The organism is Massilia niabensis (genome assembly GCF_042655085.1).
Classification (GTDB): Bacteria; Pseudomonadota; Gammaproteobacteria; order Burkholderiales; family Burkholderiaceae_D; genus Telluria; species Telluria niabensis.
This window is the reverse complement of record NZ_JBHSMU010000011.1, coordinates 128,967-149,801: the sequence shown is the minus strand read 5'-3', so window position 1 is coordinate 149,801 and position 20,835 is coordinate 128,967. Positions and strand designations below refer to the sequence as shown.

Below are 20,835 nucleotides of genomic sequence, written 5' to 3'. Positions count from 1 at the left end.
TAGTGACGGTTTTCGGTCTCGTACTCAACGTGCGCGGTGTTGATGGTGATGCCGCGTGCTTTCTCTTCCGGAGCTGCATCGATCTGGTCGTATGCTTTTGCTTCGCCGCCGAATTTCTTCGACAGGACGGTAGCGATTGCTGCGGTCAGCGTGGTCTTGCCGTGGTCAACGTGTCCGATGGTGCCGACGTTGACGTGCGGCTTGGTCCGCTCGAATTTACCTTTTGCCATTTTGATCTTCCTTTAAAAGAACGATTTATTTGTGTTTTATTTTTTTGCCCCGGCAGTGACGTCACCGCCGGGGCGTAATTACTTTATTACTTCGACTTAGCGGTGACGATCGCGTCGATCACGTGCTTAGGCGCTTCCGAGTAGTGCTTGAATTCCATCGTGTAGGTTGCACGGCCCTGGGTCGCCGAACGCAGCGAGGTCGAGTAACCAAACATTTCCGACAGTGGCACTTCGGCTTTGATGATCTTGCCGCCGCCGCCTGGGATTTCGTCCATGCCCTGCACCATACCGCGGCGGGACGACAGGTCGCCCATCACGTTACCGGCGTAGTCTTCCGGCGTTTCCACTTCGACCGACATCATCGGCTCGAGGATGACTGGCGATGCTTTGCGGCAGCCGTCCTTGAATGCCATCGAACCGGCCATGCGGAACGCGTTCTCGTTCGAGTCGACGTCGTGGTACGAACCGAAGGTGACGGTGACTTTCACGTCGACGACCGGGTAACCAGCCAGCACGCCGGAGGTCAGCGTTTCGCGCACACCCTTCTCGACTGCAGGGATGTATTCGCGAGGAATCACACCGCCCTTGATGGCGTCAACGAACTCGAAGCCCTTGCCCGGCTCTTGCGGCTCGATCGTCAGGACGGCGTGACCGTACTGACCACGACCACCCGACTGCTTGACGAACTTGCCTTCGACGTCGGTGACGGCCTTGCGGATGGTCTCGCGGTAGGCAACCTGTGGCTTGCCGACGGTCGCTTCGACGCTGAATTCGCGCTTCATGCGGTCGACGATAATTTCCAGGTGCAGCTCGCCCATACCACCAATGATGGTCTGGCCCGATTCTTCATCGGTACGCACGCGGAACGACGGATCTTCCTGTGCCAGGCGGTTCAGGGCCAGGCCCATCTTTTCCTGGTCAGCCTTGGTCTTCGGCTCGACAGCCTGCTGAATGACCGGCTCAGGGAAGACCATCTTTTCCAGGGTGATGACCGACGAAGGATCGCACAGGGTTTCGCCCGTGGTTGCTTCTTTCAGGCCGACCGCTGCGGCGATGTCGCCGGCGTGGACTTCCTTGATTTCTTCGCGCTGGTTCGCGTGCATCTGCAGAATACGGCCCAGACGTTCCTTCTTGCCCTTGATCGGGTTGAAGACGGTGTCGCCCGACTTGATCATGCCCGAATAGACGCGGAAGAAGATCAGCTGGCCGACGAACGGGTCGGTCATGATCTTGAATGCCAGGGCGGCGAATTTCTCGTCGTCGGCTGCGCGGCGGGTGACCGGCTGGTCGTCCTCGTCGGTACCGCCGACTGGCGGAATGTCGATTGGCGATGGCAGGTATTCGATCACGCCGTCGAGCATGGCTTGCACGCCCTTGTTCTTGAACGCGGTGCCGCACATCATTGGGACGATTTCCGACGCGATGGTACGCTGGCGCAGGGCGGCCTTGATCTCTTCTTCCGAGAGGTCGCCTTCTTCCAGGTACTTGTTCATCAGCTCTTCGGTCGCTTCAGCAGCGGTCTCGACCAGCTTCTCACGCCATTCGTTGGCTTGATCGACCAGTTCGGCCGGGATGTCGCGGTAGTCGAACTTCATGCCCTGCGACGCGTCGTCCCAGAAGATGGCCTTCATCTTGACGAGGTCGACCACGCCCAGGAAGTTCTCTTCGGCGCCGATCGGGATCTGCAGCGGAATCGGGTTGGCCTTCAGGCGCGCGCGCATCTGGTCGTAGACCTTGAAGAAGTTCGCACCGGTACGGTCCATCTTGTTGACAAAGGCCAGACGTGGCACTTTGTACTTGTTCGCCTGGCGCCACACGGTTTCCGACTGTGGCTGCACGCCGCCGACTGCGCAGTAAACCATGCACGCGCCGTCCAGCACGCGCATCGAGCGCTCGACTTCAATGGTGAAGTCAACGTGGCCCGGGGTATCGATGATGTTGATGTGGTGCGGCTCGAAGTTGTTGGCCATACCCTTCCAGAAGCAGGTCGTCGCTGCCGAGGTAATGGTAATGCCGCGTTCCTGCTCCTGCTCCATCCAGTCCATCGTCGCGGCGCCATCGTGCACTTCGCCGATCTTGTGGTTCACGCCGGTGTAGAACAGGACGCGTTCGGTGGTGGTGGTTTTACCAGCATCGATGTGAGCGGAAATACCGATATTGCGGTAGCGCTCAATGGGGGTCTTGCGTGCCATAATTTTTCCTAAATCTTTGAATGGACAAAACCGGGCGGCATCTTGGTATCAAAATGTGCCCGGCCTGAACAACAGCTACTACTTTGTGCTTAGAAGCGGAAGTGCGAGAACGCCTTGTTCGCTTCGGCCATACGGTGCACTTCGTCACGACGCTTCATGGCGCCGCCGCGCATTTCAGCCGCTTCCATCAGTTCACCGCCGAGGCGTTGTGGCATGGATTTTTCGCTGCGCTTGTTTGCGGCTTCGCGCAACCAACGCATGGACAGCGCCATACGACGGACCGGACGAACTTCCACTGGCACCTGGTAGTTGGCGCCGCCGACACGGCGGGATTTCACCTCGACCATCGGCTTGCAGTTGTTGATCGCGGCCGCGAACACTTCCAGCGGGTCCTTGCCCGATTTGGTCTGGATATGTTCAAACGCACCGTAGATGATGTTTTCAGCGACCGACTTCTTGCCGGACAGCATCAGAACGTTGACGAACTTGGCGACATCGGTGTTGCCGAATTTTGGATCTGGCAGGATCTCGCGCTTGGGTACTTCACGACGACGTGGCATTTCAATTCCTTCCTATCTTCAGTTGAGTGCTTCAGAAGCACTCGCGAGGGCCATCATGACCACTCACTTACTCGACCTTCCGGCCGGCTCAACTTAACTTTTAAATGTGACCTCGATGTGACCGAGACCGCAGGATGACCGCTATTACTTCTTCGCAGCCTTGGCACGCTTGGCGCCGTACTTCGAGCGAGCTTGCTTACGGTCTTTGACGCCCTGGGTATCCAGTGCACCGCGAACCATGTGGTAACGCACACCCGGCAAGTCTTTTACACGACCGCCGCGCAGCAGGACAACGCTGTGCTCTTGCAGGTTGTGGCCTTCACCGCCGATGTACGAAATGACTTCGAAACCGTTGGTCAGGCGAACTTTGGCGACCTTACGCAGAGCCGAGTTCGGCTTCTTCGGGGTCGTGGTGTACACACGGGTGCAGACACCGCGCTTTTGCGGGCAGTTTTCCAGTGCCGGCGACTTGCTCTTCACAACCGCGGCAACGCGCGGCTTGCGAATCAGTTGATTGATGGTTGGCATCGTTCCTAATCCAACAAAGTACTACAGTTGATGACCCGAACATTGGCGTCCGGGGACTGAAACCTAGTCCCGAAAGTCTGCTAGCTGCGGCGACGAAAGCCACTCACCGAAGGAGCGGCTGCGAATGCGTCAGCGATGTGCAAAGTAAATCGAGAACTCGCGAGTATAGACTCCTTGCAAAATACGGTCAACCGATTTGCTGATTTTCCGGGCAGCGGCCCCGGCAAAGCGTCGAACGGCTGTGGTAGCGGGGACACAGTTGCCACCCATGCCAGCGGCATCCGCCCGCGCACTTGCATAGCCGGAATAGCTTTACAGGCGACAAAGGCCGGATAATAGCCGCCTTTGCCCCGCCCTCCTTTCTCCATGCGAACCTTGCTGCGCCCCGCCAACCTGACGCTCGTGCTCACCTACCTGGCGATCTCGACGGTGCCCCTGTTGCCGATGATCTTGGGACTGCCAGTCGCGCGGCCAGCCCAGCTGGTTGGCATGGCCGTGTTCGCGTGGATCGGCGCCTGGGCCATCTTCAAGCGGCCGGCGTATTTCCACTGGCTGCTGCTGCCCGCCTTCGTGGCGCTGCCGGCGGAACTGTATTTGTATACCTACTACGGACAGGGCATTTCCACTCATCACCTTGGCATCATGGCCGAAACCAGTCCGCTCGAGGCAATGGAATACCTGGGTGCCCGGGTCTGGCTGATGCTGGCGGTCCTGGCTGGCGTCGTCGCCTGGTGGGCCGGCAGCTACCGGGCGGCGCTCAGCACGACGGATCTCGACTGGAACGACCGCTCGCGCTTCCTGGTACTGGGCTTGCTGGCGGCCGCCGCCGCTCTGTTCGCCTACGGAATGGAGGCCGGGGTCGCCGTGGCTCCAGGCAAAGCGGCTTCCGCTGCACCAAAAGCAGACGCGATGCGCTTCGAGGCCGGCAAAACACCGGGCGCCACTCCACTGCCGCCGCTGCCGCAGTGGGCGCAGCCGCCATTCGACATCAAGGCCTTTGCCGGTTCCTGGCCGTTCGGCGTGGCGGCGCGCGGGCTCGACTTCTACAAGGAGCGCGTCTACCTCGCCGCCTTGCACGAGCGCAGCGCGGCCTTCCGCTTCGGCGCACGCCAGCTTGACCCCGCCAGGGCGCCGGACGTGATCGTGATGGTGCTCGGGGAATCGGCCCGCTTCGACCGCTGGAGCATCAACGGCTATGCGCGCCCGACCAATCCCCTGCTGGAGCAGGAGCCGAACCTGGTGGCGCTGCAGGACCTGATCACCTCGGTGTCGGCCACGCGCCTGTCGGTGCCGGTGATCATTTCACGCAAACCCGCGATGCAAAGTTTAAAGGACGGGTTCACGGAAAAATCCTTCCTCAGCGCCTTCCGTGAAGCGGGCTACAAAACCTTCTGGCTGTCGAACCAGATCTCGTTCGGCAAATTCGACACGCCCGTGTCCGTGTTCGCCAAGGAAGCGGACACGGTCGAATTCCTGAACCTGGGCGGCTTTACCAACCATTCGAATTACGACGAAGTGCTATTGAAACCCTTCGGACGGGCGCTGCTCGACCCGGCCCCGAAAAAACTGATCGTGCTGCATACGCTCGGCAGCCACTGGAACTACGCGCAGCGCTACCCGGCCCGTTTCGACCAGTGGAAGCCGTCGCTGCAGGGGATACCGAAACCGGTGCTGACCGACGGTGCGATCGAACCGCAACTGAACAACAGCTACGACAATTCGATCCTGTACACGGACTGGTTCCTGGCCCAATTGGTGAAACAGCTGAAGGCGGGCCAAAACGCGGCGGCGCTGATGTACGTGGCCGACCATGGCCAGACCCTGTACGACGGCGCCTGCCGCCAGGTCTTCCACGGCCACAACAACCAGCACGAATTCCACGTACCCGCCTTTGCCTGGTATTCGGACGCCTATGGGGCGCGCTTCCCGGACAAGGTGGCGCAACTGCGCCGGCACCGGGCGGCGCGCCTGAGTACCGAAAACGTGTTCCATACGCTGGTCGACCTGGGCGACATCCGCTATCCGGGCGAAAGTTTAAACCGCAGCATTGCCAGCCCAGAGCTTGCGCCGCACAAGCGTTATGTCGACAGTTATGGCTGGACCGATTATGACGACGCGCGCATGAAGGGGGATTGCCGGGAGGTGATTGCGAATGGGAAGCCGCTGCCACGCAAATAGTTCAGCACAGGCAACAGCCCGCCCACCGGACACGCTCGTGTCCGCGTACGTACGCCCCACCCCGTACGGACACAGCGGACACCCGTCCGCTCATCAATCGCCCAACAAAATCAACCACTTACCCGCTGGCACGGATCGTGCAGTAACGACCGCATTCACGTCGTTACTGAAAAAACACCATGATCCGCGATACATCCCATCAAGACACCGTCGTTGCCGCAGCGCCGGGACAGAAACTGAAACGCCGCGCCCTGTGGATCGGCGGCGCCGTGGCCTTGACCGCCCTGGCCGCCGTGCTGTTGTCAAGCTGGGGCGACAGCGAACACTCTGTCAGCGCCAGCCGCCTGCGCATTGCCGAAGTCGGCCGCGGCACGCTGGTGCGCGACGCCTCAGTCAACGGCCGCGTGGTCGCCGCCGTCAGCCCGACCCTGTTCTCCACCGCGCCGGCCACTGTCAACCTGAAAGTGGCCGCCGGCGACACCGTCAAACGGGGCGACGTCCTCGCCGTGCTCGAGTCCCCGGACCTGTCCGACGCCCTCAAGCGCGAACAGTCGACCTATGAACAGTTGAAAGCCGAAGTCGCGCGCCAGCAGATCCTGTCGCGCAAACAAAAACTGCTGGCCCAGCGCGAAGCCGACGTCGCCGAGATCGACCGCCTGTCGGCCCAGCGCACGCTCGAGCGCTACGAGAGCGTGGCCCAGGTCGGCGTGATTGCCAAGATCGACTATCAGAAGGCCAAGGATGCGCTGAACTCGGCCGGCATCCGCGCCAGGCACGCGTCGCAGGCGGCGAACCTCGAGGGCGACGACGTGGCCCTGGCTATCCGCACCAAGACCAATGAGCTGGAACGCGCGCGCCTGTCGATGGCCAACGCCCAGCGCCGCGTGGACGAGCTGACCGTGCGCGCGCCGGTCGACGGTTTCATTGGCACGCTGAACGTTCAGAACCGGATGGTGGTCGCAGCGAACGCGCCGCTGATGACATTAGTCGACCTGTCGCGCCTGGAAGTCGAACTCGAGGTCCCGGAAACCTATGTGTCCGACATGGGGATCGGCATGACCGCCGAGATCGCCCTGCCCTCGGGCACGGCCACCGGCAAGCTCGTCGCCCTCTCGCCGGAAGTGGTGAAGAACCAGGTGCTGGCCCGGGTGCGCTTCGATGGTGCCCAACCCAAGGGCCTGCGCCAGAGCCAGCGCGTCATGGCGCGCCTCCTGATCGAGGAAAAGCCGAACGTCGTGATGGTGGCGCGCGGTCCGTTCGTCGAGAGCGAAGGCGGCCGCTTCGCGTATCGAGTACAGGACGGCATTGCCGTTCGCACGCCAATACAACTCGGCGCCACCAGCCTGTCCTCCGTCGAAATCGTCTCCGGCCTGAAACCGGGCGACAAGGTCGTCGTCGCCGGTACCGACACCTTCGAGAACGCAGAGCGCGTCTCCATTAACCGTTAATCAATAAAAAACCTCCTGAAAGGACATCCCATGCTGCGCATGACCAACCTCTCCAAGGTGTACCGTACCCACATGATCGAGACCCACGCCCTGCGCGGCTTCGAGATCCAGGTCAACAAGGGCGAATTCGTCACCGTGACCGGCCCCTCGGGTTCGGGCAAGACCAGCTTCCTCAACATTGCCGGCCTGCTCGAAGAGTTCACCAGCGGCGAGTACGTGCTCGACGGCGTCAACGTCAAGGGCATGAACGACGACGCGCGCTCGCGCCTGCGCAACGAGAAGCTCGGCTTCATCTTCCAGGGCTTCAACCTGATCCCTGACCTGAACCTGTTCGACAACGTCGACGTGCCGCTGCGCTACCGCGGCTTCAATGCCGCCGAACGCAAGGAGCGCATCGAAGACGCGCTGGCGAAAGTGGGCCTGGCTTCGCGCATGAAGCACTTCCCGGCCGAGCTGTCGGGCGGGCAGCAGCAGCGCGTGGCGATCGCGCGCGCGCTGGCCGGTTCGCCCAAGCTGCTGCTGGCGGACGAGCCGACCGGTAACCTCGATACGCAGATGGCGCGCGGCGTGATGGAACTGCTGGAAGAGATCAACGCGGCCGGCACCACGATCCTGATGGTCACGCACGACCCGGAACTGGCCGTGCGCACCCACCGCAATGTCCACATCATCGACGGCCAGGTCTCGGACCTGGTGCGCAAGGGGCCGACCCTGGTCGATACCAGGGGTTCAGCTGTCAACCCGGCCACCGCCTGAGGAGACGCCATGTTCGGTTATTACTTCAAGCTCGGCGTGCGCAGCCTGCGCCGCAACCCCGCGCTGACGGCGCTGATGGTGATCACCCTCGCCATCGGCGTGGCGGCCAGCGTATCGACCCTGACCATCCTGCACATGATGTCGAACGACCCGATCCCGGAAAAAAGCGCGCGCCTGTTCATGCCCTTGATCGACCCCGGTTCGCTCGATGGCTACACCGAGGGCGAAAAGCCTGACGACATCCAGATCAGCTACCAGGATGCGATGAACGTCCTCAAGAGCGGCCTCGGCGTGCGTCGCACCGCCTTGTACGGCGTCGCCGCACCGGTCGAGCCGCCGCGCCGCGAACTCCCGCCCTTCACGATGGGCGGCCTGGCCCCCACGCGCGACTTTTTCGCGATGTTCGACGTGCCCTTCGCCTACGGCCAGGCCTGGACTGCGGCCGACGAAGCGCGCGGCGCTGACGTGGTGGTGCTGAGCCGCCCGATGGCCGACAAGCTGTTCGGCAACGTCAACCCGGTCGGCCAGCGCCTGAAGCTGATGGGCTTTCCGTTCACCGTGGTCGGCGTTACCGCAAAATGGCAGATGCTGCCGCGCATCTACCTGCTGCAGGGCGGTTCTCCCTACGCCACCGGCGAGGAATTCTTCATTCCGATCTCCACCGCGGTCCGCCACGAGACCCAGCACAACGGCGGCATGAGCTGCGCGCAGGACATCGGGCCGGGTTTCGCCGCGCGCCTGGTCTCGGACTGCACCTGGGTCACGGCCTGGATCGAAACGGCGTCCAGCGGCGACCGCGGCGACCTGGAGTCCTGGCTCCAGAACTATGCCGTCGAACAGCGCAAGCTGGGGCGCCTGAAGCGCGCCGCACCGACTCGCGTGTACGACGTCCAGGGCTGGATGGAATACACGGGCGTGGTTGGCAAGGATAGCAAGCTGCAGGCCTGGCTCGCCTTTGGCTTCCTGGTGCTCTGCCTGGTCAACACGGTCGGCCTGCTGCTGGCCAAGTTCTCGGTGCGCGCGTCCGAGATCGGCGTGCGGCGCGCACTCGGCGCTTCCCGTTCCGACATCTTCCGCCAGTTCCTGACCGAGACCGTGGTGGTGGGTCTGGCCGGCGGCGTGCTCGGCCTGCTGCTGGCCCTGGGCGCGCTGCAACTGATCGGCATGACCGGCAAATCGATGGCCAACCTGGCCAGGATGGACTGGGAGATGCTGGGCCTGACCTTCGTGATCTCGGTCAGCGCTGCCATGCTGGCCGGCCTCCTGCCGACCTGGCGCGCCTGCCAGGTCACGCCGGCGATCCAGCTCAAGTCGCAATAAGCCAATAAGCGCAACAAGGAGAATATTCATGGAAATCCGTCCCATTTTTGCGGCACTGCTGCGCAACAAGACCGGCCCGATCCTGGTGGCGCTGCAGGTCGCGCTCAGCCTGGCCATCCTGGCCAATGCGATGCACATCGTGAACGAACGCCGCGGCCTGACCGCCCGGCCCTCGGGCATGGCCGACGAGCACGCGGTCTTCCACATCGAGGTGCGTACCCTCGGCAACGAGACTCCGGAACAGCAGCTCGCCGACATCCGGCGCCAGACCGAGGTCCTGCGTGCGGTCGGCGGCGTGGCTGCCGTGGCCCAGGTCAGCCAGATGCCCATGTCACGCAGCGGCAGCAACACCTCGCTGGCGCTGGATCCGCGCCAGACCAAGGAAAGCACGGTCGGCTCGGTCTACCTCTCTGGCGACTCGCTGATCAAGACCTTCGGCCTCAATCTCGTCGAAGGGCGCGACTTCCTGGCGCCGGAACTGATCGACGTCAACGAGGCTACCGAGAGCATCTACCCCCCGGGCGTGATCATCACCAAGCCGCTTGCCGAAAAACTGTGGCCGGGCGCCAGCGCGATCGGCAAGACCATGTACTTCGGCACCGGCGCCGACGCCAGGCCGACCCGCATCATCGGCGTGGTCGAGAACCTGATCAGCGCCCACGCCGAGTTCCAGGAACGCGCCATGCATTCGGTGATCATTCCGCAGCGTCTCTACGGCGGCGGCCGCGGTACGCTGTACGCCGTGCGCACCGAACCCGGCCAGCGCGACCGCGTGATGAAGGAAGCGGAAGGCGCGCTGCGCAAGTCCTCGCCCCTGCCGCTGATCCTGGAGCTGACCTCGACCGACAAGGACCGCAGCAGCCGTTACAGTGGCAGCGTGACGGTGCAATGGATGCTGGTCACGGTGAGCGTGCTGCTGCTGCTGGTCACCTGCTGCGGCATCGTCGGCATGGCCAGCCTGTGGATCACGCAGCGGCGCAAGCAGATCGGCGTACGTCGCGCCCTCGGTGCGCGCCGGATTGATATCCTGCGCTACTTCATCACCGAAAATCTCATGATCACCAGCACCGGCGTCGTGGGCGGATTGTTGCTCGGGGTGGCGCTGAACCAGCTGCTGGTGAGCAAACTCGAGATGGCGCGCCTGCCACTCGGCTACCTCGGCGCCGGCGCCCTCGTGTTCTGGCTGCTCGGCGTGATCGCCGTGTACGGGCCGGCGTGGCGGGCGGCCAGCACGTCCCCGGCACTGGCGACCAGAAGTGCCTGATGGCAAGGCACTAATGTTATCCTGACGTCCATGCCTACCGTACTCATCATTGACGACAACGCCGCCGTCGGCATCGCCCTCGACGTGCTGTTCTCCCTGCACGACATCGCGGCGCTGCACGCGGCGTCCCCGGAAGAAGGGCTGGCGGTGCTGGCCTGCGAAAGCGTCGACCTGGTGATCCAGGACATGAACTTCACGGCGGACACCACTTCGGGCGAGGAAGGCGTGGCCTTGTTCAAGCAGATCCGGGCCTCCTGGCCGGATTTGCCGGTCATCCTGCTCACGGCCTGGACCCACCTCGACGCGGCGGTCGACCTGATCAAGGCGGGCGCCGCCGACTACCTGCCGAAACCCTGGAACGACGAACGACTGCTCGCCACCGTCACCAACCTGGTGGAACTGGGGCAGGCCAACCGCGCCCTGCAGCAGCGCGTCGGCCGCGAGCGGCGCGAACGACGCGAGCTGGAAACCCACTACGACCTGCGCGGCCTGGTCTGGACCGACCCGGCCACCGAGCGTGTGCTGCAACTGGCCTGCCAGGTGGCGCGCGCCGACGTGCCGGTGCTCATTACCGGACCGAATGGCACAGGCAAGGAACGCATTGCCGAGATCATCCAGGCCAATTCGCAGGTGGCGAACGGCCCCTTCGTGGTGCTCAACTGCGGCGCCCTGCCCTCGGAACTGATCGAGGCGGAGCTGTTCGGGGCCGAGGCCGGCGCCTATACGGGTGCGACCCGCGCGCGCGAGGGCAAGTTCGAAGCGGCCGACGGCGGAACCTTGTTCCTCGATGAGATCGGCAACCTGCCGCCGGCCGGCCAGATGAAACTGCTGCGTGTACTCGAAACCGGCCGCTTCGAGCGGCTCGGCTCGAACCGCGAGCGGCAAGTCAAAGTGCGGGTGATCAGCGCCACGAACGCGGACCTGGCGGCGATGATCCGCGCCGGCACCTTCCGCGAAGACCTGTTCTACCGTTTGAACGTGATCGAGCTGCGCCTGCCGCCCTTGAACGCGCGCCCGCTCGACATCCTCCCCCTGGCAGCGAGCTTCCTTGCGGGCGGCAAGCGCTTCGACCCGGGCGCCGAACGCGCCCTGCTGGCGCACGGCTGGCCGGGCAACGTGCGCGAACTGAAGAACGTGATGGCGCGCGCCAACCTGCTGGCGCAAGGCGACACCATCCGCGCGCCGGACCTCGGCCTGCCGGCCGCCGCGCTCCAGCCCCAGCCGCCGGTGCCGGGGCTCGATGCCGAGCCGGACCGCGACACCATCGCCGCCGCGCTGGCGCGTGCCGGCGGCGTCGTCTCGCAGGCGGCCGCCGAACTGGGCCTATCGCGCCAAGCCCTGTACCGCCGCATGGAGCGCCTGGGCATCGGCCGTTCCTGACCCTACCCAGGCCCGCCCATGCGCCTCTCCCTCGTCACCCGTTTCTCGGCCCTGGTCGGCACCCTGCTCACGGTCGGCATCGGCATTGCCCTCACCCTCGACCACTTCCTGCCCGGCCAGCCGCTACTGGCGGCAGGCCTGTGCCTGGCCGGCGTCATCCCGATCGCGATCATCACCGTGCGCTCGCAGGTGCAGCCGATCCTGTCGCTGTTCCGGGCGCTGGAGGGCACGGTCACCAGCTACCGCGACGGCGATTTTTCATTCAGCCTGCACTGGCCGCAGGACGACGAACTGGCCGACCTGATCCGCGCCCACAATGAGCTCGGCCACGTGCTGCGCGAACAGCGCCGCGACCTGGTGCAGCGCGAACTGCTGCTCGACACGATGGTGCAGAATACGCCGGTGGCGATGCTGCTGGTGGCGGACGCGCCGCAGCGTGCCCGCACCATCGTCTACGCCAACCTGGCTGCGCGCCAGCTGCTGGCCGACGGCCGCAAGCTCGAAGGCCACGCCTTGCGCGACTTGCTGGCGCAGGCCTCGCCGGCGCTGGGCGAAGCCCTCGAGCGCGGCGGCGACGGCCTGTTTACGGCCGGCGAAGGCGAGGACGAGCAGGTGTATCACCTGGCGCGCAGCCATTTCAGCCTGAACGGGCGCCGCCACGAGCTGCTGCTGCTGCGCCACCTGACGGCCGAACTGCGGCGCCAGGAAGTGCAGACCTGGAAAAAGGTGATCCGCGTGATCAGCCATGAACTGAACAATTCGCTGGCGCCCCTGACCTCGCTGGCCCACTCCGGCGCCGAGCTGGTGCGCCGCGGCCAGACCGAGCGCCTGCCGCAGATCCTGGAAACCATCGGCGAGCGCACGCGCCACCTGGAGAGTTTCATACTCGGCTACGCGCGCTTTGCGAAGCTGCCCACGCCGCGCCTGCAGCCTTGTGCGTGGGCGCGGTTCGTCGAACGGCTGGCCTCGCAGGTGAGGTTCCGGGTGGTCGGCGACCTGCCGGCGGAACCGGCGCTGGTCGACCCCGCGCAGCTGGAGCAGGCGCTGCTGAACCTCCTGAAGAATGCCCACGAGTCGGGCTCACCGCCTGATGCAGTGGAGCTGCAGGTGCGCCGCCTTCAGGACCTGCTGCGCATCGAGGTATTCGACCGGGGCAGCGGCATGAGCGAAGCGGTGCTGACCAACGCCCTGGTGCCCTTCTATTCCACCAAGCGCAGCGGCACCGGCCTCGGGCTGGCGCTGTCGCGCGAGATCGCCGAAGCGCATGGCGGCCGGATCCTGCTGTCCAACCGCGACGGCGGCGGGCTGGCGGTGACGCTGATCCTGCCGGCGTCGTAAAAAACTTGACTGAGGAGCAGTATGCTGAAGATCATCGGAAAAGCCACATCCATCAACGTGCGCAAGGTGCTCTGGACCTGCGTCGAACTCGGCCTGCCATTCGAACGCGAAGAATGGGCGGAGCAGCATGCCGCCCTCAATCCGAACCGCATGGTGCCGGTCCTCGTTGATGCTGATTTCGTGCTGTGGGAGTCGAACGCAATCTGCCGCTACCTGTGCAACCGCGATGGCGGCCAGGCCCTGCTGCCCCTCGATGCGCGCGAGCGGGCGCTGGTGGAACAGTGGATGGACTGGCAGGCCACCGAATTGAACAACGCCTGGCGCTATGCCTTCATGGCGCTGGTGCGTCACAGCCCCGCGCATGGCGACCCGGCGCTGGTCGCGGCCAGCGTCGACGGCTGGAACCGGCACATGGGGCTGCTCGATGCGCAGCTGGGCACGACCGGCGCCTGGGTGACGGGCAGCGGTTTCACGCTGGCCGATGTCGTGCTCGGCCTCTCCGCCAACCGCTGGCTGATGACGCCCATGAACCGGCCCGATTATCCGCACCTGACCAGCTGGCTGGAACGGCTCGGGCAACGCGAGGGCTTCCGCCTTCACGGGCGCAACGGCATTCCCTGAGGCCCGCTCTGGTAAGATCGGCCTCTACCGCCGACCCATGCACCATGTCCAGCAAACCGCCTCCAGTCGACCCCCGCTTTGCCCAGCCGGGCCATCCGCCCGCCACCGTCACCGAATTCGATGGCGTGCGTTCGTTGCACCTGGGGACTTCCTGGGAACAGGGCGCGATGCGCCTTTCTCGCCCGGACGCGATCGAACTCGAATACGTGCAGATGATGATGGCCTGGCTGCTGTTCCTGCCCGCCCCGCGCCGCATCGTGCAGCTGGGCCTGGGCAGCGCGGCGCTGACCAAGTTCTGCTACCGCCGTCTGCCCGGCGCGCAGGTGACGGCGGTCGAACTCAATCCGAACGTGATCGCCATCTGCCGCGCACTGTTCGAGCTGCCGCCGAACGATGCGCGGCTCGACGTGCGCGAGATGAACGCGCTCGACTATGTGCTCGACCCCGTCAACCACGGCAGCGCCGACGTGCTGCAGGTCGATCTGTATGACGAACAAGCGCGCGGCCCGGTGCTCGACACCCCCGCGTTCTACCAGGGCTGCCACGACTGCCTGGCCCCTGGCGGCATCATGACCGCCAACGTGTTCGGAGAAGTGGGCAACTACGACAAGAACCTGGCGGCGATGACGGAGGTCTTCGACGCGGTGGTCTGGCTGCCCGAGGTCCACGACGCCAACATCGTCGTCATCGCCTTCAAATGCGCGCCGCAGCTCGACTTCTCGACCCTGTACGAACGCGCGGGCGAGATCAGGCGGCGCCTGAACCTGCCCGCCAGGGACTGGGTCGACGGCCTGAAGGAGTGGATGCTGGACCAGCAGGGGTAAGGGCACCGCTATTTCAAGGGATCGTGGCGGTTGCCCATACAGCTCACATGGTCGACGACATCAGCACGCCATTTTCCTTGATGCGCTCGAGGACGACCGGCAGTGCGTGTCGGACTGCGGCACGGGTTCTGACAACAGGGTCGAAGCAGCGGCGCAGCATGCCGCTGCTTCGAATGGATACTCAGTTGACAATCAATGTCGAAGCCGGGATCGTTATCCCCTCTGCTTTGCAACGCAGATCAAACAAGCGCTGCACGAGGACATGCTCGTTGGCCGGATCGAACGCCGCCAGGCGGCGCTTGCCATAGCGGGCATCGATAATCCCGAGGGCGCGAATGACAGGGTTGTCATGTGCGAGCATTTGCTCGACTGTTTGATTCAGGCTGGTGAACAAATCCTTGTTTATCTGCTCCAGCAGCATCAAACCGCTCGCGCCCACGACTTGCCATGCCTGCTCGAATGCCTGTCTTGGCGTAGCACCTTGATGGCGATTTTCCGCTGCCCGCTTGCCAAGCGAAGACAAATAGCTGGACGATCCGGCGCTGAATATCCGCTCGCTGCCGACGGTGACCCAGAACTCCCCTTCCTGGTCGTGTGCATGGCGATAGCGCGTCTGATGGACATCGACACCCACGAGACACGGCGCGATACGACCCTTCAGCCGATGCCTGAGCTGTGACCACTTCATGGTGCCCGCCTTTTCGATGTCAGGTAAATCGCTACTACAGCAATGATCGGCTCACAGTGTACGAGAAGCGCTGTGTTCGCGACATGCGGAGATGTTGTGCTTTCGCTGGATGGGGCGCGAGCGCGAACGCCGCCGACCTTCCCAACGACATCGCAGCCCTGAAGGCGCTGCTGCTGGCCCGCGACGAACAGATCTTGGGACTTGAAGCGCAATTGAACACCCGCGCGGCTGAGATCGAACACCTGATATTGACGATCGCCAAGCGGCGCCGCATGCAGTTCGGCCGCAAGTCCGAAAAGCTCGACCATCAGATCGAGCAGCTCGAACTGCAGCTGGAGGACCTGCAAGCGGACGAAGCCGAGGCGGAGCGGGAAATGCCCGAAGCGGATCGGGCCCCGCGCAAGAAATCCGTGCGCAGACCGCTGCCCGATCACCTGCCGCGCGACGAAAAGATTTATGCACCTGGCACCGACGCATGTCCGGCCTGTGGCGGTGGACTGCGCCACTTGGGCGAAGACGTGGCCGAGCAGCTGGAATATTTGCCTGCGAGTTTTCGTGTGATCCGCCATGTGCGTCCGAAGCTGGCATGCAGCTGCTGTGACGCCATCGTGCAAGCGCCTGCGCCAAGCCGCCCCATCGAGCGTGGCATTGCCGGACCAGGATTGCTGGCACACGTGCTTGTGGCGAAGTTCGCCGACCACCTGCCGCTATACCGGCAGGCCGTCATTTACGCACGTGACGGCGTCGATCTAGACCGCGCCCTGCTCGCCAGCTGGGTCGGTGCTGCCAGCGCACTGTTGCGTCCGTTGGTAGATGCGATCCGGCGCCATGTGCTGGCCGGTGCCAAGCTGCACGCGGACGACACCCCGATTCCGGTGCTGGCACCGGCAATGGGAAGACCAAAACGGCTCGTCTGTGGACCTATGTCCGCGATGACAGGCCGAGCGGCGACATCGCCCCACCGGCCGTGTGGTTCGCCTACACACCTGATCGAAAGGGCATCCATCCGCAAACTCACCTCGCCAACTATATGGGCGTGCTGCAAGCCGATGCTTACGCGGGCTTCAACGCGCTGTACGAGGACGGCACGATCCGGGAAGCCGCTTGTTGGGCTCACGCCAGACGTAAGTTCTATGACTTGCATGAAGCCAGGCCTTCCGCACTGACGACCGAAGCCTTGCGCCGCATCGGCGAACTGTACGCAATTGAAGCGGAGATCCGCGGCAAGCCACCGGATGAACGTCGGCAAGCGCGACAAACCAGGGCGAAGCCTCTGGTCGACGACCTGGAACACTGGCTGCGAGGGATGCTCGGGAAGCTGTCACGCAAGTCCGATACGTCGGCGGCGATCATGTACGCCCTCAACCTGTGGCCGGCCCTGGCGCGCTACTGCGACGACGGCATGATCGAGATCGACAACTCGGCAGCCGAGCGCGCCCTGCGTGGCGTTGCCATCGGTCGCCGCAACTATCTGTTCGCCGGCGCTGACACGGGCGGCAAACGCGCTGCCGCCATTTACACCCTGATCGGGACGGCCAAGCTCAACGGTGTGGACCCCGAAGCCTGGTTGCGCCATGTGCTAGCCCACATCGCCGATCACCCCGTCAACTGTGTTGACGAGTTCCTGCCCTGGCATTGCGCCGGGCAGCTGGCTCCTGCCTAAAAACACTCCGCTTCCCAGCGGTGTGACGCTATCATCGGGGAATTCGACGGCTCAAGACGGCGCTGAGACGACGCTACGCTTATCCACCCCACGTTCTTCTCTCAATTGAATGGCAATTAGCTCAGTCCCCCGCCCCAGGCTGCAGTCGCGCGCGATGGATGCCAGTTGAAGATGTGCTCGGGTAAAATCGATATCCAAGCAGCCATCAGGGGCGATCGCCGGAGGTTCTCTTGTGACCGCAAGAGCCCATCAATCAGCATAGGGAGTAGAGCTTGATCCAGCTTGACAGCCAAATCGTTTCGGATATCGCGGCGCTTGAAGGGATTTACGGAATGCCTGCCGCAGCGTCGATAAAAAAGGAAGTGGCATACATTCATCCGCACTATCGAAAATTCATCGAGGCAGCGCCGTTTGCCCTCCTGGCAACAAGCGGATCGGACGGTCTCGACGTGTCTCCCCGAGGTGACCCCGCTGGTTTTGTCCGGGTCCACGACGAATTAACCTTGCTCCTTCCCGATCGTCGCGGGAACAATCGAATAGACAGTCTGCGGAATGTCCTGCATGATTCCCGGGTCTCTCTCATCTTTTTGATACCCGGGATTGGAGAAACGTTGCGGGTCAACGGTGCTGCATCGATTCAAGTCGATCCGGGTTTGCTGTCAACCTTCAGTATCGACGGCAAATCGCCGCTTTCCGTATTGGTCGTGAAAGTCAACGCGGTGTTTTTCCAGTGCTCACGCGCGATACTTCGTTCGCATCTCTGGGACCCGTCCAAGCATCGGGATCGTGGGGATTTGCCGAGCCCTGGAACAATCTTGGGGGATTTGAGTAGTGACGAAATTGATGGCTCAAAATATGATGCCGATTTGCCCTGGCGTTTATCAACAACTCTTTATTGATCTCGGCAGCGTCGCTGACTCGTACACTTAGAGCGCCTAACAAAACCTCCATAGCTGCGTTGCAGCGCCTCGCCGTACAGGCGTACTGTCTTCGGCGCCGCGCCTTGCTCTGAAGGTTTTGTTAGGCGCTCTTAGTGCCGATTTGTCCCGGCATTTTGTGTGATGCCAGCATCGCTTGAATTGCCGGGCGGCTCAAGACGGTGTTAGGGCGACGCTTACGCCCGAGGTACAGTTCAGGTTGATTAACTGTAAAGGGGCACCCCATGCGGCGCATCTCAATTGTGGCCGGGGCATTGATTGTCCTGATGAGCACATCCTGTGGTGGCAGTGGTGGTGGCGTTAGCCCCTGGCCTACCGAGCAGGATATCAATGCTTCGGCGCAAGCCACGCTGCAATCGGTCGCAGGCGACTGGGAAGGAGTGTCCACCGTACCGAACGCCCTGCGCCTGGATTTCAGGCTGGTGGAAGGCGCCAATGGCCAGGTGAGCGGCACCGGCACCATGAAGGAGGGCAGCGCAGCCGCTGCGGTCCCCTTCATCGTCAGCGGGACCTTCCAGCGGCCGCTGCTGACGCTTGCCTTCAATGGCATGGTGTTCGAATCGCGCCAAGTGAAAGGCGCCGCCCAGGGCAGCTATACGACGGTCGGCGGGATCGGGGCGACATTGACGCTGACCGCGCCCGGCTACTCGCGCGACGTGGCGATCCTGTTGCAGGAAAAGTAGCCGGGGCGCCTGACCAGTAGCTGCGACCTGCTTTTAATTATCTAATGTCATCAGATACTCGACACTCGCACCAAGCGAATTGGCGGCAGTGACGAGCCGGTTCGCATCTTCTACGTCTTTCAGTAGAAAAACGTAAGACGCGCTAAAAATTCCTTTGCGGCTTGTCAGCAATTGCAGTTTCGATTGTCGCAATGGAAAACATCGCATGTTTTATTTCAGAGAATTGAACAGGGACCTTCTCGGCGCCGCAAATCGCTCCGGTTCGAACGAATGGGCTTTCCACCCATTCGCCATACCCGAATTTCGCGAATGACGCGATAGCATCGGTTGTGCTCAACGGCTTCTGCGCATCCATTTTCTGCATTGCGCATCCACTCAGGAGAGATACCGAGAGCATGACAGCCACAACGTTCGCAAAACCAGTTTTCATTTTTACCCTTTTATTTTTACGCTTTGCGTGCTTCATCGCCTGTCCTGATCCTGCCTGATCAATTCGGCCAGCTCAGGATCGATAGGCAGGCGCGCAAACATGCTGATGTTGGTGCCACCCGTATTGCCGGTCGGGACGATGCCCACGGCCGAACCCAGTGCACCGAGAACGATACGCACGCCCTGCCCAAGTACCTCGCCAGGAGCACGGCGTTCGAGCGCGATGCGCAACATGGCCCAATGCGAGCGGACATGCGGCATGGCCTTGCGCTGCCCCAGCACATGCGCACGCTCCAGATGCCGCATCGCCTGATCCGGATGCCCCGCTTGGATGAGGCGCGCGGCTGACGCCATTTCATTCTCGAACGCCGCTTTCAGTGCCGAATTCATGGGAGTACCCTCCAACGATGTTCTCGCGCTTCAGACAGCTTGCCTACTGCAGAGGGCCGGCCGCCGGGCTCAGGGAACGTTGCGCTTGACAACGGCGCCAGCCTGGATCACCACTGCCGGCGTCTCCAGCAAGCGTACGTCGGCCGTCGGGTCGCCCTGCACGGCCACCATGTCGGCGAAGCGGCCCGGCTCGATCACGCCGACGTCCTTGCGTGCCAGCGCTTCGGAAGCGTTGATGGTGGCGCTCTGGATGGCCTGCAATGGCGTCATGCCATACCTGACCATGACCGCGAACTGCTTGCCGTTGTTCCCATGCGGGTGCACGCCAGCGTCGGTGCCGTACACCATTTTGGCCCCGGCGGCGCGCGCGCGGCGGAAATTCTGGCGCTGCACCTCGGTCACTTCGCGGTCCTTCCTCAGGTTATCTTCCAGCACGCCGTTTTTCTTGCCGTTCTCGGCGGTGTAGTCGCCGTTATAGATATCCATCGACAGCCACGCACCATGTTTTTTTGCCAGCGCGATGCCTTCGTCGTCGATCAGGCTGGCATGCTCGATCGTGTTGACGCCGGCGCGGATGGCCTCCTTGATGCCCGCCGCGCCATGCGCATGCGCCGCCACCTGCATGCCCCACTGGCTCGCTTCCTCGACCGCGGCGCGCAGCTCGGCGAAATTCATCTGCTGCTGGCCCGGCTCGGTATTGCGCGAGAACACGCCGCCGGTGGCGCAGACCTTGATTACCTGGGCGCCGTATTTGCGCAGCGCCCGTACCGACTTGCGCACTTCGTCCGGGCCGTCGGCGTTGTACGGCCCCTTCTCTTCCATCGACGGCGGAAAATAGGTGCTGTCGCAGTGGCTGCCGGTCGGCCCGAACGACCAGGCCGCAGGGATGATGCGCGGCCCGCGGACCTTGCCCGCAGCGATGGCCTGGCTCAGCCCCACGTCGTTCCAGTCGGACGACCCGACGTTGCGCACCGTCGTGAAACCGGCGTCCAGGGTGCGGCCCGCGTGGACCACGCTGAGCGCCGACCAGAAGCGGTCGTTATATTCCAGGTAGGTATAACCGCCATAGGTCGGATCCGAATCGAGATGGACGTGCATGTCGATGAGGCCGGGCACCAGGGTCATCCCGGGCAGTGCAATGCGCGTGGCGGCGCCCGGCACGGAACTGCCTGTATTGCGCGTGACGCTGACCACCCGGCCATCCCGTACGAGTATCTCGGGCTGTTCGATCATCCGCCCGCCCCGTACGTCCAGCAACCGGTCCGCGGTGATGATGACATCGGCAGCCTGTGCTCCCGTCCAGGGCAAACCGCCCACGCAAAAAGACGCCAGGCCCACTGCCAGATAATTCGTACGATTCAAAGATCACCTCATGTGTAATGGAAGAGACTGAACTGCAAAACAG

19 protein-coding genes and 1 pseudogene are annotated in these 20,835 nt (G+C 63.1%); 12 read left to right on the top strand and 8 right to left on the bottom strand.

All coding sequences use genetic code 11. The annotated features are described in order from the left end of the window. The 4 genes from ACFPN5_RS11920 to rpsL all read right to left on the bottom strand — a co-directional run. Positions 1-230 (bottom strand): GTP-binding protein (locus ACFPN5_RS11920; protein WP_379783095.1); only part of this gene is annotated, 230 nt, incomplete at its 3' end. An 86-nt stretch (positions 231-316) separates the two neighbouring features. Beyond that, positions 317-2,422: an elongation factor G gene (gene fusA, locus ACFPN5_RS11915; protein ID WP_379783445.1), complete on the bottom strand. Its 2,106-nt coding sequence runs from the start codon at positions 2,420-2,422 to the stop codon at positions 317-319. Between the two features lie 89 nt (positions 2,423-2,511). Beyond that, positions 2,512-2,982, bottom strand: a complete 471-nt coding sequence (gene rpsG, locus ACFPN5_RS11910; protein ID WP_056336784.1) for a 30S ribosomal protein S7 — start codon at positions 2,980-2,982, stop codon at positions 2,512-2,514. A 144-nt stretch (positions 2,983-3,126) separates the two neighbouring features. Further along, complete coding sequence (gene rpsL, locus ACFPN5_RS11905; RefSeq protein WP_091877422.1) at positions 3,127-3,510, bottom strand: 30S ribosomal protein S12; 384 nt, start codon at positions 3,508-3,510, stop codon at positions 3,127-3,129. Positions 3,511-3,876: 366 nt separating this feature from the next. Here rpsL and ACFPN5_RS11900 point away from each other — a divergent pair, with 366 nt between their 5' ends. The 9 genes from ACFPN5_RS11900 (at position 3,877) to ACFPN5_RS11860 (ending at position 14,639) form a co-directional block, all read left to right on the top strand. Continuing rightward, a complete protein-coding gene (locus tag ACFPN5_RS11900; protein WP_379783443.1) occupies positions 3,877-5,688 on the top strand; it encodes a phosphoethanolamine transferase in 1,812 nt (603 codons plus the stop codon). A 179-nt stretch (positions 5,689-5,867) separates the two neighbouring features. After that, positions 5,868-7,136 (top strand): efflux RND transporter periplasmic adaptor subunit, encoded by a 1,269-nt coding sequence (locus ACFPN5_RS11895; protein ID WP_379783441.1) that lies wholly within the window; start codon positions 5,868-5,870, stop codon positions 7,134-7,136. A 30-nt stretch (positions 7,137-7,166) separates the two neighbouring features. Next, positions 7,167-7,892, top strand: coding sequence for an ABC transporter ATP-binding protein (locus ACFPN5_RS11890; RefSeq protein ID WP_379783439.1), 726 nt, complete (start codon positions 7,167-7,169; stop codon positions 7,890-7,892). A gap of 9 nt (positions 7,893-7,901) precedes the next feature. Next, positions 7,902-9,212, top strand: a complete 1,311-nt coding sequence (locus ACFPN5_RS11885; protein ID WP_379783437.1) for an ABC transporter permease — start codon at positions 7,902-7,904, stop codon at positions 9,210-9,212. Positions 9,213-9,240: 28 nt separating this feature from the next. Next, positions 9,241-10,476 (top strand): ABC transporter permease, encoded by a 1,236-nt coding sequence (locus ACFPN5_RS11880; protein WP_379783435.1) that lies wholly within the window; start codon positions 9,241-9,243, stop codon positions 10,474-10,476. Positions 10,477-10,506: 30 nt separating this feature from the next. Continuing rightward, positions 10,507-11,856, top strand: coding sequence for a sigma-54-dependent transcriptional regulator (locus ACFPN5_RS11875; protein ID WP_379783433.1), 1,350 nt, complete (start codon positions 10,507-10,509; stop codon positions 11,854-11,856). Positions 11,857-11,874: 18 nt separating this feature from the next. Then, positions 11,875-13,194 (top strand): sensor histidine kinase, encoded by a 1,320-nt coding sequence (locus ACFPN5_RS11870; RefSeq protein ID WP_379783431.1) that lies wholly within the window; start codon positions 11,875-11,877, stop codon positions 13,192-13,194. A gap of 21 nt (positions 13,195-13,215) precedes the next feature. Beyond that, positions 13,216-13,815, top strand: coding sequence for a glutathione S-transferase family protein (locus ACFPN5_RS11865; RefSeq protein ID WP_379783429.1), 600 nt, complete (start codon positions 13,216-13,218; stop codon positions 13,813-13,815). A 44-nt stretch (positions 13,816-13,859) separates the two neighbouring features. Then, complete coding sequence (locus ACFPN5_RS11860) at positions 13,860-14,639, top strand: methyltransferase domain-containing protein (RefSeq protein WP_379783427.1); 780 nt, start codon at positions 13,860-13,862, stop codon at positions 14,637-14,639. A 181-nt stretch (positions 14,640-14,820) separates the two neighbouring features. On the opposite strand, the gene ACFPN5_RS11855 is transcribed toward ACFPN5_RS11860, so the two are convergent. Further along, on the bottom strand, positions 14,821-15,327 hold the full coding sequence (locus ACFPN5_RS11855) for an SF0329 family protein (protein WP_379783425.1): 507 nt from the start codon (positions 15,325-15,327) through the stop codon (positions 14,821-14,823). Positions 15,328-15,410: 83 nt separating this feature from the next. Between ACFPN5_RS11855 and tnpC the strand changes: the two are divergent. The 3 genes and pseudogenes from tnpC (at position 15,411) to ACFPN5_RS11840 (ending at position 18,611) form a co-directional block, all read left to right on the top strand. Continuing rightward, a pseudogene (gene tnpC, locus ACFPN5_RS11850) lies at positions 15,411-16,990 on the top strand (IS66 family transposase). A gap of 275 nt (positions 16,991-17,265) precedes the next feature. Continuing rightward, positions 17,266-17,889: a pyridoxamine 5'-phosphate oxidase family protein gene (locus tag ACFPN5_RS11845; protein ID WP_379783453.1), complete on the top strand. Its 624-nt coding sequence runs from the start codon at positions 17,266-17,268 to the stop codon at positions 17,887-17,889. A gap of 305 nt (positions 17,890-18,194) precedes the next feature. Then, positions 18,195-18,611: a hypothetical protein gene (locus tag ACFPN5_RS11840; protein WP_379783423.1), complete on the top strand. Its 417-nt coding sequence runs from the start codon at positions 18,195-18,197 to the stop codon at positions 18,609-18,611. Between the two features lie 142 nt (positions 18,612-18,753). On the opposite strand, the gene ACFPN5_RS11835 is transcribed toward ACFPN5_RS11840, so the two are convergent. From ACFPN5_RS11835 to ACFPN5_RS11825, 3 genes are all read right to left on the bottom strand, one after another. Continuing rightward, positions 18,754-19,077, bottom strand: a complete 324-nt coding sequence (locus ACFPN5_RS11835) for a hypothetical protein (protein ID WP_379783421.1) — start codon at positions 19,075-19,077, stop codon at positions 18,754-18,756. Then, entirely contained in the window at positions 19,074-19,430 is a 357-nt protein-coding gene (locus ACFPN5_RS11830; RefSeq protein ID WP_379783419.1) for a DUF3703 domain-containing protein, read from the bottom strand. Before ACFPN5_RS11830 ends, ACFPN5_RS11835 begins: the two co-directional genes overlap by 4 nt. A gap of 69 nt (positions 19,431-19,499) precedes the next feature. Beyond that, on the bottom strand, positions 19,500-20,792 hold the full coding sequence (locus ACFPN5_RS11825) for a Xaa-Pro dipeptidase (RefSeq protein ID WP_379783417.1): 1,293 nt from the start codon (positions 20,790-20,792) through the stop codon (positions 19,500-19,502). Positions 20,793-20,835: the final 43 nt, after the last annotated feature.